This window comes from Breoghania sp., from assembly GCF_963674635.1.
In the GTDB taxonomy this organism is placed as follows: domain Bacteria; phylum Pseudomonadota; class Alphaproteobacteria; order Rhizobiales; family Stappiaceae; genus Breoghania.
This window is the reverse complement of the sequence record NZ_OY771475.1, coordinates 4403988-4420181: the sequence shown is the minus strand read 5'-3', so window position 1 is coordinate 4420181 and position 16194 is coordinate 4403988. Positions and strand designations below refer to the sequence as shown.

The 16194-nt window shown below is 62.0% G+C and carries 17 protein-coding genes and 1 tRNA gene; 10 read left to right on the top strand and 8 right to left on the bottom strand.

Annotated features, from left to right (window positions below; all coding sequences use genetic code 11):
* The 3 genes from dhaK to ABGM93_RS19155 form a co-directional block, all read right to left on the bottom strand.
* On the bottom strand, positions 1-1068 hold the full coding sequence (dhaK, locus tag ABGM93_RS19165) for a dihydroxyacetone kinase subunit DhaK (protein WP_319775466.1): 1068 nt from the start codon (positions 1066-1068) through the stop codon (positions 1-3).
* Complete coding sequence (locus ABGM93_RS19160; RefSeq protein ID WP_321333049.1) at positions 1068-1913, bottom strand: MIP/aquaporin family protein; 846 nt, start codon at positions 1911-1913, stop codon at positions 1068-1070. Before ABGM93_RS19160 ends, dhaK begins: the two co-directional genes overlap by 1 nt.
* Before the next feature lie 645 nt (positions 1914-2558).
* Positions 2559-3578 carry an NAD(P)-dependent oxidoreductase gene (locus ABGM93_RS19155; RefSeq protein ID WP_321502210.1) on the bottom strand — a complete coding sequence of 340 codons (1020 nt, stop codon included), beginning with the start codon at positions 3576-3578 and terminating at the stop codon, positions 2559-2561.
* Positions 3579-3771: 193 nt separating this feature from the next.
* Here ABGM93_RS19155 and ABGM93_RS19150 point away from each other — a divergent pair, with 193 nt between their 5' ends.
* Entirely contained in the window at positions 3772-4359 is a 588-nt protein-coding gene (locus ABGM93_RS19150) for a TetR/AcrR family transcriptional regulator (protein WP_321502208.1), read from the top strand.
* A gap of 254 nt (positions 4360-4613) precedes the next feature.
* Here ABGM93_RS19150 and ABGM93_RS19145 read toward each other — a convergent pair.
* Positions 4614-4689 (bottom strand) — tRNA-Ile (locus tag ABGM93_RS19145).
* Positions 4690-4960: 271 nt separating this feature from the next.
* Between ABGM93_RS19145 and ABGM93_RS19140 the strand changes: the two genes are divergently transcribed.
* On the top strand, positions 4961-5698 hold the full coding sequence (locus ABGM93_RS19140; RefSeq protein WP_321502206.1) for an SIMPL domain-containing protein: 738 nt from the start codon (positions 4961-4963) through the stop codon (positions 5696-5698).
* A gap of 188 nt (positions 5699-5886) precedes the next feature.
* Here the strand turns inward: ABGM93_RS19140 and ABGM93_RS19135 are convergent, their stop codons facing one another.
* Complete coding sequence (locus ABGM93_RS19135) at positions 5887-6786, bottom strand: carbon-nitrogen hydrolase family protein (RefSeq protein ID WP_321502204.1); 900 nt, start codon at positions 6784-6786, stop codon at positions 5887-5889.
* Positions 6787-6984: 198 nt separating this feature from the next.
* Here ABGM93_RS19135 and ABGM93_RS19130 point away from each other — a divergent pair, with 198 nt between their 5' ends.
* Complete coding sequence (locus ABGM93_RS19130) at positions 6985-7368, top strand: septal ring lytic transglycosylase RlpA family protein (protein WP_319775460.1); 384 nt, start codon at positions 6985-6987, stop codon at positions 7366-7368.
* A 23-nt stretch (positions 7369-7391) separates the two neighbouring features.
* Here the strand turns inward: ABGM93_RS19130 and ABGM93_RS19125 are convergent, their stop codons facing one another.
* On the bottom strand, positions 7392-8045 hold the full coding sequence (locus ABGM93_RS19125; RefSeq protein ID WP_321502201.1) for an MBL fold metallo-hydrolase: 654 nt from the start codon (positions 8043-8045) through the stop codon (positions 7392-7394).
* A gap of 69 nt (positions 8046-8114) precedes the next feature.
* Positions 8115-8369, bottom strand: a complete 255-nt coding sequence (locus tag ABGM93_RS19120; protein ID WP_321502199.1) for a hypothetical protein — start codon at positions 8367-8369, stop codon at positions 8115-8117.
* 602 nt (positions 8370-8971) lie between these two features.
* Between ABGM93_RS19120 and ABGM93_RS19115 the strand changes: the two genes are divergently transcribed.
* From ABGM93_RS19115 to ABGM93_RS19100, 4 genes are all read left to right on the top strand, one after another.
* A complete protein-coding gene (locus ABGM93_RS19115) occupies positions 8972-9700 on the top strand; it encodes a cold-shock protein (RefSeq protein WP_321502198.1) in 729 nt (242 codons plus the stop codon).
* Positions 9701-9942: 242 nt separating this feature from the next.
* Complete coding sequence (rlmJ, locus tag ABGM93_RS19110; protein WP_321502196.1) at positions 9943-10791, top strand: 23S rRNA (adenine(2030)-N(6))-methyltransferase RlmJ; 849 nt, start codon at positions 9943-9945, stop codon at positions 10789-10791.
* A 174-nt stretch (positions 10792-10965) separates the two neighbouring features.
* Entirely contained in the window at positions 10966-11400 is a 435-nt protein-coding gene (locus ABGM93_RS19105; protein WP_321502194.1) for a cytoplasmic protein, read from the top strand.
* Between the two features lie 310 nt (positions 11401-11710).
* A complete protein-coding gene (locus tag ABGM93_RS19100; RefSeq protein ID WP_321502192.1) occupies positions 11711-12316 on the top strand; it encodes a glutathione S-transferase family protein in 606 nt (201 codons plus the stop codon).
* Between the two features lie 102 nt (positions 12317-12418).
* On the opposite strand, the gene ABGM93_RS19095 is transcribed toward ABGM93_RS19100, so the two are convergent.
* On the bottom strand, positions 12419-13087 hold the full coding sequence (locus ABGM93_RS19095; protein ID WP_321502191.1) for an outer membrane protein: 669 nt from the start codon (positions 13085-13087) through the stop codon (positions 12419-12421).
* A gap of 319 nt (positions 13088-13406) precedes the next feature.
* On the opposite strand from ABGM93_RS19095, the gene ABGM93_RS19090 reads away from it, so the two are divergent.
* The 3 genes from ABGM93_RS19090 to ABGM93_RS19080 all read left to right on the top strand — a co-directional run bounded on the left by ABGM93_RS19090 (position 13407) and on the right by ABGM93_RS19080 (position 16166).
* Positions 13407-14174, top strand: a complete 768-nt coding sequence (locus ABGM93_RS19090; protein ID WP_321502189.1) for a glycosyltransferase family 2 protein — start codon at positions 13407-13409, stop codon at positions 14172-14174.
* 160 nt (positions 14175-14334) lie between these two features.
* Entirely contained in the window at positions 14335-15333 is a 999-nt protein-coding gene (locus ABGM93_RS19085; RefSeq protein WP_321502187.1) for a calcium/sodium antiporter, read from the top strand.
* Positions 15334-15398: 65 nt separating this feature from the next.
* Complete coding sequence (locus ABGM93_RS19080) at positions 15399-16166, top strand: SDR family oxidoreductase (protein ID WP_321502185.1); 768 nt, start codon at positions 15399-15401, stop codon at positions 16164-16166.
* Positions 16167-16194: the final 28 nt, after the last annotated feature.

Genomic DNA, 16194 nt, shown 5'->3' with positions numbered 1-16194 from the left:
TCAGCATCCCCAACGCAGTGCAGGTGTTTTGACGGGCGCGTCATAGAGCCTGAGCAGCTCCTCATCGACCTTCAGAAGCGTGATCGAGACGCCCGCCATTTCCAGCGAGGTGATGTAGTTGCCGACGAGGTTGCGCACGATCTTGATTCCGGCCGCTTCCGCCAACTCCGCAAGCTTGCCATAGATGGTGTAAAGCTCCGAGACCGGTGTGCCGCCCATGCCGTTGACCAGAGCGATCACCTCATCGCCCTTTGAGAACACGATGTCGGTGACATCCGTATCCACCCAGTCACCCGACGCCGGATCCCACTCGGAGAGCTTCCGCGTATAGGCTTCGTCGTCGAGGATGTGACGGGTGAGGATTTCCGCCGTCTCGTCCGCGGTCTTGATCTTGGTGCGCTCGACACCCGGCTCGCCGTGAATGCCGATACCGATCTCGATCTCGTCTTCCGCCAGCTCGAAGCTCGGCGTGCCATTCTGCGGGGTCATGCAAGGCGTGAGCGCCATGCCCATGCTCTTGCCGTTGATGTTGACCTTCTTGCAAAGGGCGGCGAGCTGATCGAGGTCATAGCCTTCAAGCGAGGCCGCCCCGCAGATCTTTTCAGCAAACACCGTGGTTCCGAGGCCGCGTCGCCCGGCGGTGTAGAGCGAGTCCTTCAAGGCCACATCGTCATCGATGATGATGTTGCGAACCTCGATGCCTTCGTCGCGCAGCATGTCGGCGGCCATCTGGAAGTTCAGCACATCGCCGGTGTAGTTCTTGACGATCTGAAGGATGCCCTTGCCGCCATTGATCGCCTTGCCCGCCTCATACATCTGATCGGGCGTGGGCGAGGTGAAGACGGGGCCGGGGCAGGCTGCATCCAGCATGCCCTGGCCGACGAACCCGCCATGCAGCGGCTCATGGCCGGATCCGCCGCCCGACATGACGGCGACGCGATCCTTCACGCCTCCGGCCACGTTCACGAAGATCGGGTCAAAATGCACGTCGATTTCGGGATGGGCTGCGCCAAATCCCTTCAATTGCTCGACGACAACGTCTTCGGCATTGTTGATGAGCTTTTTCATCAGACCTTCTCCTCGTCAGACGGTTCGTCCGTGTCGTAAGCCTTGAACACGAACCCATAGTAGCTGCGATAGAACGCACCGGCGACCAAGCCGCCGATGATTGTGGAGACGGTGGGGATCCACCAGCCGCCACGCGGACCGGGCAGAGCGATATCGCCCCAGCCAAAGAAGTAGGACATGATCCTCGGCCCGAGATCGCGCGCCGGGTTCATCGCCGTCATCGAGATCGGAGCTTCATAGGCGACAAGCGCCGCGACGAGCAGGCCGATGAAGAACGGGGCGAGATTGGCCGCCGGCGCGGCGGTGTTGTGGGGATCGGTCAGGTAGAGAACCCCGAAGACCAGAATGGCGGTGGTGAAGGCCTCCGACAGGAACCATTTCGTCAGCGATACCTGCGCGAAGGCTTCCGGCGTCGTGCCGAAAAACGCCGGGTTGGGCGCATAGGTTCCAAACCCCATCGCGGAGAGCTGGCTACCGGGCTGGCCACGCACGATTTCCTTGCCTGTCTCGAAAACAGCAACGATATCCGCATAGAACCAGTAGATGGCCGCTGCCGCCAGCATGGCGCCGATGAATTGCGCAATGATGTAGGGCGCGACCTTGGACCACGGAAAGCCCATGAACACCGCCATGGTGATGGTGACCGCAGGATTGATGTGGCCGCCTGTCATCTTGGCCGACACATAGACGCCGAAGGCCACGCCCAGGGCAAACATCATCGAAACCGGCCAGAGACTAAGACCTCCCGTCCAGGCCGATACGGCGACGGATCCGACGCCAAAGAGGACGAGAATGAACGTGCCGAGACCTTCGGCAACCATCTCGCTGAGAATTCCTCGTTTCATTATGGTTCTCCTCACACTTTTCGGCAGAGGTCCGCGGATGGGTTGAGTGGCATTTGAGCGGGAGCGTGGACGAAGAGGGAAAGACGTGGCGCCAAGCGCGATCCCGGACAGACACGGAACTTCATCGCGAGCCGTTTGAAGCTACCGAAGCGGAAGGAAGCCCAACACATATCTTGGCAATGGGCAAAATACTGAGTTGCGACATTCCGTCGCATGGCGTTTTTTCCGCAGTTTTCCGCCGTTCCGCCGATCTTGCGCCCGACTTGACGCTAGGGCGTTTTAGTGAAACGCATTCCATATATTGAATTCTACAGCGAACGTGCCGTGTCCGTCGTCCTGCGCCCAACAAGTGGCGTCAGGCCGGGCGAAACCGCGAGACCTCGGGCCAAAACCGGCCTCGCATGCGCATCGCGGAACAGCTTGCCGAAACTCTGCCGAGCCTGCGACAGGTCGATCCGTTCCGGCTGATTCGCGCACAGATGGGGGCATAGCCAATCTCGAAAAACCCGAGAGAGCGGCATGACTTCAATCTGGTAGAGCGGGGCGGATGCAACGAGAAAAGCCCGCACACCGGGGGCGGCATGCGGGCTCCTCTCCTTTCCCCGTCGGGCATCACGCAAGACGGGGGGAGAAACGTCAGGCGCGTTATGCCGCCGGAGCGGATGCCGGAAGGGGCAGGATCTCGCCACCGATCGCCGCAAAGCGCCTCATGTAGGCCTGATGGTCGATGAGCTGGGAGGGGAAATAGAGCCCGGCCGAGACAGCGTCATCTCCAGAGAGCCCCGCGAGCCTTTCCAGAACCATTGCAGTACCGAGTGCGGTCAGCGGCATCTGGCCACGCGGATGGAAGACCGCCTGGCGGAAGCTCTGTCGGGACCCGTCCTGCCCGTCGCCCGTGATCTCGTAGATGATCTCCGTCGACAACGGGTCGCCGCGACGGCGCGAAGAGGTCTCGCCCGCGGCAAGCAGGAAGCGGATATTGTCCGCGCCCGTTTCGACGGACAGCGTCAGCAAGTCATAGGGCGAATAGCTTTCGGCCTCCACCGGCGTCCCGTCGATCGCATGGAACTGCCCGGCGCCCTCGCCCTGGCCGAGCCAGACATATGCCCCGTCCTGGACAGTCAGCACGGCGGGCTTGGTGTACATGAGGCGTTCGATATCGCGTAGGGTCGCCGGACCGCCGAAATCCTGCTCATCGATCAGCCCGGCGATATTGATGCTGTCCACGCGGGCCAGATCCTTCGCGGCATGCAGGATGGGGATGGTCGTCGCACCCACCAGCCATTCCGCACCGAAAACCACCGGAGCGGCCTTGGGCTGGTACATCTGGGTGGCCAATTCCGGGCCGACCTCGTGAATGCCGGAGGAAATGCTCATGTAAGGCACGCCGCGCGAAAGCGCGTAGCGCAGCGCCGTGAGCGTGTCATCCTTGAAAAAGAGCGCGATTGCGGCAAGCGGGCGCTCGCCGACGCCAAGATCAGCGGCGTCAAGATCGATCGCGACAGCCTCTGCATGCCCGAGTTCCGCGGCCACCGCCTCGGCCTTCGCCAGATCGCGCCCGCCGATCAGCAGCGGCTGATCCGGATTGGCCTCTCGAAGAGACTGCGCCGTGCGCCGGCCGACAGTGCCTGAACCGCCAATCAGAAGAATGGGTGCCTTACGCATTTTGGTGCCTTTCAAGTCTGGTTCCCTTGTCGGGCCTATCCCACGGGGGGGCGTCGGATGAGCCGTCCGGATCTGACGCTTTTCGAGGGCGCCGCTGGCGAACTGGCGACAAGCGAAGCTGTGTGCTACAATTCGTAACCTACAAAAAGTAAGTTACTAATCGTAGTATCCATGCGCATGAGGGCTGTCAAGAGTGGCGAGCAGTGTGTCGAAAAAGATGCCGCGGGCGGAACGCAGGGCACAGCTTCTGGAGACCGCGCATAACATGGTGCGCGAACAAGGCACCGACGCGCTGACACTGGGCGGACTGGCCGAGCGCGCAGGGGTCAGCAAGCCGATCGCCTACAGTCATTTCGAGACCCGCGCGGGGCTCATGATCGCCCTCTACAAGGAGATCAATGACCGTCAGGTGCGCGCGCTCGACGCCGCGCTACGCGAGACGCAGGTCCGTCTTGGTGATTTCGCCCGCCTTATTGCGCAGGCCTATATGGAGTGTCATGACGCCGTTGGCCCCGAATGGCATGCGATCGCGGCGGCGTTGAAGGGCGATGCGCAGATGAGCGCCTATCAGCAGGAGATGATCGATGGCCATATCGCGCTCTTCATCAAGGCGCTCGCCCCGCTCGTGACGCTGTCGGAGACAGAAATCAGCCGCCGCTGCATCGCGATTATCGGTGCGGCTGAAGCGCTGTCCGATGCGATGGTCAATGCGCGGATCAGCAAAGACGAGGCAGTGGACGAACTTGCCTCCCTCATCTCCACCTGGTTGGCAGCCAACTGAAACATCAGGCTGCCGACGGCGGAGCAAAACCGGAATGCCCGTATCTACCCCCTTAAAGCCCGGCAACGCCGTCTGGCAGCTTTCGCGTTCGACCATTTGAACAAGGAAAATTCGATCCAGGCAGACCGCCTACAGGCCGCCCCACAAGACAAGCAGGCAGGCAAACGGAGAAATTCCCCGCTTTTCACCCCTCGTTCCGCCAATGAGACAATTCGAGAGAATTCTCTTGAAAGATCAATGCTCTGTGGAAGAGATGGTGGGCCCGGCAGGACTCGAACCTGCAACCAGACCGTTATGAGCGGTCGGCTCTAACCATTGAGCTACAGGCCCTTGAAGCGCCACGGGGAAAACCCGGCGATCCGGCGTGGCATTGCGGACGCGAAACGCGCGCCCGAAGCAGCCAAAGATAGTTTCCTATACCAAGGTGGCGGCCACATACAAGGCCCGCGAGCAGGTAACCCACGACCACTGGCAGAAACACCCAGCCTTGCCGCATACCCGCCTCATTCGGATGCGATGGGTGGAACTACCGAACACCCGATATGAACCCCGCAAGCCCTTGAGTCGCTTGCAGGGAAGTTGAGAGTCACAAGGAAACCTCATGTCGCCATCGTTCCGCCCCCTCGCCACCCTGATGCTGGCCTCGTTTGTCGCCTTCGCCAACCCCGCCTGGGCTTCCGACGAGCAGCAGACGGCCACGATGAGCCTCAACGGATATGGCGAGGTCACAGCGACACCCGACATGGCAATGGTGACCTCCGGCGTCGTTTCGCAGGCCGATACCGCCCGCGATGCCCTCACCGCCAACACCAAGGCCATGACCGCCCTCATCGACCAGATCAAGAAGGCCGGGATCGAGGCGCGCGATATCCAGACATCGGGGTTCTCGATCTCCCCGCGCTATGCCCAGAAGCGCCTTCCGAAGGACGGCAGCTGGCAGGAAGAGCGCAAGATCGTCGGCTACCAGGTCAATAACGGCGTTTCGGTGCGTGTGCGCGACCTCACAGGGCTCGGCGCCCTGCTCGACGCCATGGTGAGCGAAGGCGCGAACCGTATCGGCGGCATCAATTTCATCGTGTCGGATGCCAACAAGCGCCTCGACGAGGCCCGCACCGCCGCGGTTGAGGACGTGCAAGGCAAGGCAAAACTCTATGCAGAGGCCGCCGGCGTCAAACTTGGCCGGATCCTCTCGATCTCCGAAAACTCCTACGGCATGCGTCCGCAGCCCATGATGATGGACCGTGCCAAGGTGATGGCAGAAGGCGCGCCCGTGCCGGTTGAAGCCGGTGAGGAAACCCTGCGCTCGGAAGTCACCATCACCTGGGAACTGAAGAACTGATTTTTTTCGCGGTGCGGGGAACCCGCCCCTCATCGGAGCGTTTACGCCCCGAAGCATGTTTTGCACCGCAAACGACTTTAAAACCGTGAGACGAACTGAAGAGGCGGGCTTTCGGGTCCGCCTCTTCCTTGTTTCACACACGGGATGCGTCCGATTGGTCGCGGTCTCCAACCTCTGACAAGCGCCGATCAGGCCCGCCCGGTCAGATCGACGACCTCGGCAAGGGGCGCCGCGTCGCCAGTCTTCAGCCGGTCGCGGAAGATCAGAACATCGCCGTCCTCGCGCGCGCTCTTGACCAGACCTGCATCAAGATCGGCGAAAACCCATTGCGCCGCGTCCATTTCACCGACAGCCATGAGCCCGGTTTCCGCAAACCCGTGATCGGGCGGGCATACCACGCGCGCTGCGCCGCGATTGCTGTCCACCGCAGCGGACCAGGGCGCGCTGCCGGATGTCGGCGCGGTCACCACATAGCACTGGTTTTCCAGCGCACGCGCCGCCGCCCCGATCGCCACGCGGCTTGCACCCATCACGCCTTCGGTCGCACTGGGGGCCAGAATGAGCCAGGCGCCCGCCTCCGCCTGCGCCCGCGCGATGGGCGGAAACTCCACATCATAACAGATGCTGATCCCGATACGCCCGAGCGTGGTCTCAAACACACGCACCACGCCGCCACCGAGCATGTTCCAGTGCTCGCCTTCAAACCGCGTCATCATCACCTTGGACTGTTCCCCGCACAAACCCTTGGGCGTGAAAATCCGCGCCACATTGTGCAGGACGCCCGCGTCATTGCGCTCGGGAAAGCTCGGCGCAACAATATGAACGCCGTTAGCCACCGCCAGTCCGCGCCAGTGCTCGATCACCTCCGGCAACAGCCCCTGCATGGCATCGAAAGACGCAAAAATATCCCGCGAGACCGCTTCGCCGAAGAGCGAAGCCAGTTCCATGGAACCGTATTCGGGAAAGAGCAGCAGCTGCGCGCCTTCGGCAACGGCCCGCTCCACCCACTGCGAGGTCTTGGCCTTCCAGGCATCGAGATTTTCAAGCCAGTCGATAGGGTATTGCGCGGCGGCGATGCGCGTGAGCATGGATGACATCTCCTGAAAATCCGAAAGACGCCGTCAGTCCGGCGCAGACGAGCAGTAGCATAGCTCCTGCCTTGCGAAAATGGCCAAGTGCAGGAAACCGCAGCGTCAGCAGGACCGCCGCTGCCGCAGCTTCGCCCCATTAGGGGACTATGCGCGAAAGATAGCGGCGCTCGGGGAGCGCCAGTTCAAGGTATCAAGATGAAGAAGCACCTGATCATCGCGGCGGCCTCGCTTGTCGGCGCCACGTCGCTTGCCCAGGCCGAGCCTGCCTCATGCGGCAAGGCCGCCTGGTACGAATATACAACCCGCACCGCAAGCGGCGAGATGGCCAATCCGAAGGCCATGACAGCCGCCCACCGCACCCTTCCCTTCGGCACCAAGGTAAAGGTGACCAATCTCAGAAACGGGCGCAGCGTTGTCGTGCGCATCAATGATCGGGGCCCCTATACCAAGGGCCGCGTCATCGACCTGACCCGCGCCGCCGCCGCCAAGCTCGGTTATATCAACGCCGGAACGGCGCCTGTCGCTCTGACGCTCGCAGACGACCCGGCCGGCAAGCCGGTACCGGGCTGTCCGCGTTAGGCTGCCCCCACATCCAGCACGGATCATTCCTGCAGGAAAGGATTGCTCACGCGTTCTTCGCCAAGGGTCGACCCCGGCCCATGGCCCGGCAGAAAGGCCACGTCGTCGCCCAGTGGCAGCAGCTTTTCCTTGATCGAGCGCATGAGCTCTTCGTAGTCGCCGCCTTGCAGATCGGTCCGCCCGATCCCGCCCTTGAACAGGACGTCGCCGACGATCGCGAACCGCGCGGGCTCATTGTAGAAGACCACATGCCCCGGCGCATGACCCGGGCAATGCAGAACCTGGAACTCGAACCCGCCGACATCGACCGTATCACCCTCAACGAGCCAGCGGTCCGGCACGATGGGCTTGACCTGTCCGTTGATGCCGAACTGGGCCGCCTGCACCTGAACGTGCTTGATCAGCGGCTGATCCGCCTCATGCGGCCCCTCGATCGGAACGCTGAGCTTCTCCGCCAGATCCGCCGCCCCGCCGATATGATCGATGTGGCCATGTGTGATCAGAATGCGCTCGACCGTGACGCCATGCTTGTCGATGGCCTGCTGAATGCGCTCGACCTCGCCGCCGGGATCGATCACGACACCCTTCTTGGTTTCATCGTTCCACACGAGGGTGCAATTCTGGGCAAACGGCGTGACGGGGATCACCGCGGCCATCAGTTGGTTTATCTGGGTCATGGAACCTGCCGGAATATGAAAATCAACGTCTTGGCAGAGCTATAACACGCGATGATGCGGGGACACACCCTAACGCGAGAACGCCAGCGAAAGCTCGCGAATGGCCCGACGGTTGTCCTCAACCATGCGCATCAGGCGATCATAGTTGCGCCGAAACTCGTTCACGTCCTGCTTCACGTCCTTCACGAAGGACACTGCATCATGCGCGCTTTGTCGCACGCTGCGCGTGACCGGGTCATAAGTGCCCGGCTCCGCGAACAGGATGGAGCCGACAAACAGACCGACAATCGTCATGAAACCAACGCGGTCATCAAAGCTCAACATCTGGCTTCCTCAATGAACTGGCTCTGTTAACAGATCGTAAATAATAATGGATCGTTAACAAACAGATTGCGGCATGGCAAAGCGCTGCTCCTGTTAATGTTAACGCTAGAGCATGGCGCAGTTGGACAAGGTTGCAGCCAACCGGTCGATTGCAACTCGGGGATCTGCATGGCGCCGCGACCGGCCCGTCGGATTGATTAGCGGGCGCATAATTGTTTTTGACGCATCAAACAATATCCGCTCGTCGGGCAAGACCATCGTGCTCAGCCATGGCGGATTTTGTCGCGATTGTGGACGTATGACTTGCTCTGCGGTCAATTCTATTCTTAATATAGCGCCCAGTCAGGGTGAGGCGATTGAAAGACAAAGGTGCCACGGGTGGCAGAAAGAGCCCGGTGCGCCCCCGTTTTCACGCTCCATCAGACTGGTCGAAAAGGACTTTCGATTTGCGTGCACAAGGACGCCATTGGAAGTAGTTGATCGATCTCCGCTTCGCCCCGCATTGCCAACCGAACGGTGGGAGGATACGGAGCGCAGCGGCGCGTCAATTCGACGACGCGATGGTGAAGGGTCGAAAGTGATTGGGAAGAGGCAGGAATACGATGGCTGATTGGCGCAGCCGCAAGGGTGGCGATCCGGATATGGACGACGAGCCGGAACGTCGCAGCAAAGGACGACGCGGTCATGGCCGCGGGTCCCGCGGCTTTGACAGCCGACCGGACTTTGGCGGTCCGGAAGATTTTGGATACCCGGCTGATTTCGGGGGCCCCGCCTTTGGCGACCAGCCCTCAGGGCGGGACCAAGCCCCCCGTAACGACTTCGGTCGCGACCGGGATGGTGACAGTGGAGGATATGGCGACCGGCGCGGTTATGGCGGCGGTGGCGAGCGAGGCAATGACAGGGGCGGCCGCAACTTCGGTGGCGGCGATCGCGGCGAACGGAGTTTCGGCGGTGGTGATCGCAGCTTCGGCGGTGGCGACCGTGGAGCCCCTGGCGGCGGTGACCGTGGCCCGCGCAACTTCGGCGGCGGTGACCGAGGTGGAGACCGGGGCGGCTTCCGCCCGCGGCCAGACGGCCCCCGTCCAGACGCCCCCGCGGCGGAACGTGGTCCCCGGCAGTCCGGGACGGTCAAGTTCTTCAAGGGTGACAAGGGCTTCGGCTTCATCACCCCCGATGATGGCGCGATGGACGTCTTCGTGCACATTTCCGCGGTCGAACGTTCCGGCCTGACCGGGCTGGAAAGCGGCCAGCGCCTGTCCTTCGAAACCGAGCCGGATCGGCGCGGCAAGGGCCCCAAGGCGGTGGAACTGCGCATCGACGAGGAAGGCTGAGCCTGAAACGGAACAGGACATGGCGATGCCCTGTTTTCTCAAGCTGAAAAAATGATAGAGGCGGCGCGTGCGGCAAGTCCGGCGCGCCGTCTTTCATTTGCGCCCGACCTGCCGCCCCTCTCGCAACCGGGACGACAGGTCCCACGCGCATATCTTTCGCCGCCTTTTTCCTTTAAACGGTGGCCAGTGCAATCGACCGCGCGCCCGATAACGGCGGCGCTCAGACCTTTTCGACGGATCCGATGAATTATCGCCACGCCTATCATGCAGGCAATTTCGCCGACGTGCTCAAGCACGCCGTGCTTATCGCCATTCTCGAGCACCTCAAGCAGAAGGACAAAGCCTTCCGCGTGCTCGACACCCATGCGGGCATCGGTCTTTACGACCTCTCAAGCCCGATGGCTCAAAAGACCGGCGAATGGCGGGACGGCATCGGGCGGATCATCGACATCACGCCGTCAAAACAGGCCGCCGCGTTGATCGCGCCCTATCTGGAGATCGTGCGCGAGATCAATGGCGCGGGGCCCCTGACCACCTATCCCGGCTCCCCAGAAATCACCCGCCGTCTCATGCGCCCGCAAGACCGCCTCACCTTGACCGAGCTGCACAGCGCCGACCACGCGACGCTCGCCAAACGCTATGGGGGCGACCATCAGGTGCGTGTTGTCGAGCTTGACGCATGGCTCGCAATGGGCGGCTTCGTCCCATTCAAGGAAAAGCGGGGGCTCGTGCTCATCGACCCGGCCTTTGAAGAGCCGGACGAATATCGCACGCTCGCCGCCGGCATCTTCAAGGCGACGCGGCGCTGGATGAACGGCACCTATGCGGCCTGGTATCCGATCAAGGACCGCAAGGCGCTCGATCACTTCTACCGCATGATGATCGACACCGGCCTGCGCAAGATGCTCAAGGTGGAGTTCAACGTTGCACGCAGCACGCCCGACGGAGCCCTGAAGGCCTGCGGCATGCTGATCCTGAACCCGCCCTACATGCTCGAAGAGCAGTTGAGAGGCGCCCTGCCCTGGCTCACCCGCATTCTGGCCCAGGGCACCGGGGCGGCGGCAAGCGTCGACTGGCTGGTGCCGGAATAGCCCTCCCGCCTTTGTCACTCAGAGGTCGTACTTGACGGGACCCGCGCGCTCACCCATCGTTTTACAAACTGAACGAAGGTGACCTTGCGGATTCGCGTCCTCGTGCGCCTGCCGTTCGTGTTCTTGCCCGCCATGTGCCGCAGCGGCACGCATCTATACGAAACGGAGGACGCAATGTCCGCTCTGTTCCGCCTTTTCTTGCTGACGCTCTTGTTGGCAAGCGCCTCCTTGAGTACGGCGCGCGCCGGTGGCGTTTACTTCGACATCAACAAGCGCGACGTCCGCGTTCCGGTCTGCGACGCGCCGTCGGTGCTGAGCGCCGTCAAGCGCACGATTGCGCGCGCCGAATATGCCTACCGTGGCGGCCTCACCGTGGAAACCATGGACCGCGTCGCACAGACCAGTTTCACCCAAAACCGGAAAAGCCCGATCGCGCGGCGCTATTGCCGCGCGCGCGCCTATCTCTCCAACGGCCGCGCGCATCCGCTCTACTACATGATCGAGGAATATGCGGGCTTTGTGGGCGTGTCGTGGAATGTGGAGGCCTGTTTGCCCGGCCATGACCGCTGGAAAGTGCATGACGGATACTGCCGCACGGTGCGCCGCTGAGAAACGCCCCGCCTCAGAATTGGCCGGGCCTCCATCTGTTGCATCCCTGGCTGACAGGGCGCGTCCCCACCGCAAAAAACCATGGATGCGCCTTGGCATAAGCCGAAAACCGTGCCCCTCTTGTGCCCAAGCGACGCGCCAGTTCAGCGCCTTTCACACGATATCCCCGATCATGGCGTCGGTGCAGCGTCCCGAAAGCACGTGCGCCGAATAGGCCCCGCGCTGCTGCCCCGCGCGCCCAAACCGGGCCCTTAGCTGCCCCATTCCCGCCACGCGCTGTCACCCGATGGCCTATCCCGGAACCTGTGCCATGATGATCCTGCATTCCTCGCCCGCCTCCCCTTTCGGCCGGAAGGTCAAGCTTGCTGCCGCCGAACTGGGGCTTGAAGGCCTCCTGCTCATTGAGAACACCGAGACCGTCGTGCCCGCCGAGGCGTTTCTGCGCCAGAACCCGCTTGGCAAGATCCCTGTCCTGATCACGGAAGACGGGCAGGCGCTTTATGATTCCCGCGTCATCCTGGAATATCTCGACCACCGTGCCGGCGGCGGCAAGTTGCTGCCGGCCGATGCAAGGCGCTTCGATGTGCTGACCATGCAGGCTCTGGCAGACGGCATCTGCGATGCCGCTGTCATGATGACGTACGAAAAGCGTTTCAGGCCCGAGGAATTCCACTACCAGCCCTGGCTGGATCGCCAGCAGGACAAGGTCTCTCGCGCGCTCGTGGTCGCGAATGCGCGACCGCCGGAAATGGGCACGACGCTTGATGCGGGCTGCATCGCGCTGGCCTGCGCGCTTGGATATCTGGATCTGCGTTTCGAGGGTGCATGGCGCAAGGATCACCCCGGCCTCGTGGCCTGGCTGGAGGAATTCTCAGCCCGCCTGCCTGCTTTCGAGCGCACGAAAGTGAAGCCCTGAACCGTCCACGTTCCAGGCACAGCCCCGCACAAAGGAAAACGGCCCGGCCTTCACAAAGGCCGGGCCGCTTTCTGTCGCGATTAAACCGATTCCGGTTCAGTTTCAGAACTTGTAGCTCACACCGACGCGCCCGATGTGCTCGTCGAAGTCGGAACGCACGCTTGTGCCGCCGAAGTTGAAGGTCTCCTTGCCGAAATCGGCATAGAGATATTCGGCACGTGCCGTCATGTTCGGCGACAGCATGGTCTCGACACCACCGCCCAGCGTCCAGCCGAAATCGACATTGCTGTCAGAGCCAGCGCCAGACCACTTGCGATCCGCCATCGCGAAACCACCCGTACCGTAGATCATCACGTTGTCCATGACGTAACCGGCACGCGCGCGATAGGTGGAGATCCAGTTGGACGACGCACGCGTGGCGACACCGCCGGGCGCGCCGCGCTTGGACTGATCCGAATAGGAAAGATCGGCTTCGAGACCGATCAGGAAATTCGGCGCCATCATGTGATTGTAGCCGGCATGCACACCGGCATTCACGCCGGCGGAATCGAGGTCGAAGCTGCCTGCGCCAGCACCACGAGCGTCACGCTGCCCCCATCCATAGCCGAGGGTGCCGCCGAAATAGAATCCGGTCCAGTAGAACCGCTCGGCCGGAACCGGGGCAGCGGCATAAGGATCCGGGTCACCCATGGGCAGGTCGGCCGCCATCGCAGGCGCGGCAATGGCCGTGATCATGGTGCCGGCGAGAAGTGTGCCAAGAAGACGTTTCATAAGAAACACTCCAGTTTGTACGCAATTACGCGGGGATTTGTCTGTTTTCGCTGGCTACGAAAATGGCGATCGAATGTGGCGAGACCCAAGAGCAATTGAGGAAAATTAGCGTCAAATTGGAGATATCTCGGCGCATGGTTAGGAATATGTGAACGTCCTGCGCCGTATTCATACAAGAGACGCTATCACTCCTCTCTCGACCGTCGCCTGCCACGCCGCTACAACCGCGCCCTGTGGACAAAGGTTCCGACAGACGCTCTATTTTTTCCGCGATGTGACAACGGCGATTCCCGCCCCAAGACCAACTCCGCGAAGCACGATGTCCCCGATCCCTCTCTCGATTTTCATCATCACGAAGAACGAAGCCGACCGGCTGGGCGCCACGCTGGACGCGGTTCGGGGCTTGAGTGACGATATTGTCGTGGTGGATTCCGGCTCCGACGACGAAACCTGCTCCGTCGCCGAAGCTCATGGTGCCCGCGTTGTGGTCAATGCCTTTCAGGGCTACGGCCCGCAAAAGCGTTTCGCCGAGGACCAGTGCCGTCATCCCTGGCTCTTGAACATCGATGCCGACGAGGTCTGCCCGCCCGATCTGGTTGCCGAGATCCGCGCGCTTTTCGCCAATGGGGAGCCCGCGGCCAAGGCCTACGGGGTTCCGATCGCGGAGCAGTTTCCCGGCGAGGGAACGCCGCATCGCCTGTCCTACACCATCGCACCGGTGCGCCTTTATCGGCGCGACGCGGGCCGCTATTCCGCAAGCCCCGTGCATGACCGCGTGGACCTTGCCCCCGGCATTGCGCCCGCGCGCCTCAAGCACCGCATTCACCACCGCTCCATACGCTCTTTGAGCGACGAGTTGCGCAAGCTCAACGCCTATTCGGACATGCAGGTCGACGATCTGGAGGCGCGCGGCAAGAACCTGGCGGCGGCCCGGATGATCACCGAATTCCCCTTCGCCTTCTTCAAGGCCTATGTCCTGCGCCGTCACTTCGTGCGCGGGCGCTACGGGTTCCTCACGGCAATGAACCACGCCATCTACCGGCACATGCGCATTGCCAAACACCTGGAGCGGCGCTGGCGCAAATAAGGCCCGCGCAAAGACAGATCGGCAAGTGGGACTTTTTTTCACAACGGGTTACGCGCGGACGCAGCCATACCTATATGTGCCACGACCGAGTGTCCTGCGCATGCTCCCCTGAGGCGTGAAGCACGGATATCCAGGGATCGGCGCAACGGGTTTTCAAAGCATGCTCGACTATCTCAGCCTTGCCGGCGGACTTGTCATTCTTCTTTTGTCCGGTGACGCGCTTGTGCGCGGCTCCGTATCGATCGCGAGGAAGCTGGGGATCCCCTCCCTCGTGATCGGCCTGACCATCGTGGCTTTCGGCACGTCCGCGCCCGAGCTCATGATCTCGCTGAAGTCCGCACTGGACGGAATATCGGGCATTGCGGTCGGCAATGTGGTCGGCTCCAATATTGCAAACGTGCTTATGGTTCTCGGCGCGCCCGCGCTCATCACAACCACCTCCTGTGCCGATAAGGGCGTGCGCAAGAACGCGATATTCCTGCTCGCGGTCACGGTCATCTTCATCATCATGTGCGCCTTCGGGACACTGGAACGCGCAATGGGCCTGGCGCTTCTTGCCATGCTCGCGCTGTTCCTCGGCGACTCCTTCCTTGAAATGCGCCGACACCAGCGCAGACGGAAGAAATTCAAGAACGGCGAGACCGACGATCTCGACGAATACACGCTGGAGGAGATCGAAGAACTCAGCGACACCCCGGGCGGCATGCCGATTGCGGCGCTTCTTGTGGTGGTTGGCCTGATCGGACTTCCACTCGGCGGGCACCTGGCCATTCTGGGCGCGGTGGAGATTGCAAGGGACTGGGGCGTGACAGACGCCGCCATCGGCCTCACCGTGATCGCATTCGGCACATCGCTGCCGGAACTGGCCACCACGGTCATGGCCGCTTTCCGCAAGCACTCCGCCGTGGCGCTGGGCAACGTGCTGGGGTCCAACGTCTTCAACATTCTGGCGATCCTCGGCACCACCTCTCTGATCAAGCCGCTGACAATCCCCGCCTCGATCATGCAGTTCGATATCTGGGTGATGCTGGCGACCACCGTGCTGCTCGCCATCCTCGCCTTTACCCACTGCCGCCTGCGCTGGCCGATGGGCATTGCCCTTGTCGGCGGCTATTGTCTCTACATCTTCCTTGTGCTGGACAGCGGGCGGCTGATCTGATCGCCCCGGCAGCGCAACCGGGCTTGATGACGGGCACGGGCATACGGGAAGGTGGAGGAGAGCGAGTGAGCAACCATCACCAAGGCGCCGCATTGGTTACCGGTGCGGCGCGGCGCATTGGACGCGCCATCGCACGCGACCTTGCCGATGCGGGCTGGCCTGTCGCCATCCATGCGAATACCTCGCGCGAAAGCGCGGAAGCCTTGGCGGAAGAAATCCGCGCAGCGGGCGGCAAGGCGCATGTGGTGCTGGCGGATCTGAGGGATACCGGGGCACTGGCGGATCTCATTGCCCGAACACAGGCCGCGCTTGGCCCGGTGACGCTTTTGGTCAACAACGCCTCGATCTTCGAACATGATGCGATCGGGACGCTCGACGAAGACCTCTTTGACGACCATTTCGCCATCCACGTGCGCGCGCCCTGTTTCCTGGCGCAGGCCATGGCGCAAGCCCTGCCGGAAGGCATGAACGGCAATATCGTCAATATCGTCGATCAGCGCGTGCTCAAGCCCACACCGGATTTCTTTTCCTATCAGCTTTCCAAATCGACGCTGTGGACGGCGACCCGCACGCTGGCCCAGGCGCTGGCCCCGCGCATCCGCGTTAACGCCATCGGCCCCGGTCCCGCCCTTGCAAGCCCGCGCCAGCAACCATCCGATTTCGAGGCCCAATGCGCCAGCCTGCCGCTGGAACGCGGTCCGGCCCTGTCCGAATTCGGGCGCACGATCCGCTACATTGTGGAAACGCCCTCGCTGACAGGCCAGATCTTCGCGCTTGACGGTGGCCAGCACATTGCCTGGCAAACGCCAGATGTGACGGGGATCGTGGAGTAGGCGGTCCAGCTTTGCATTTGCAACTTGG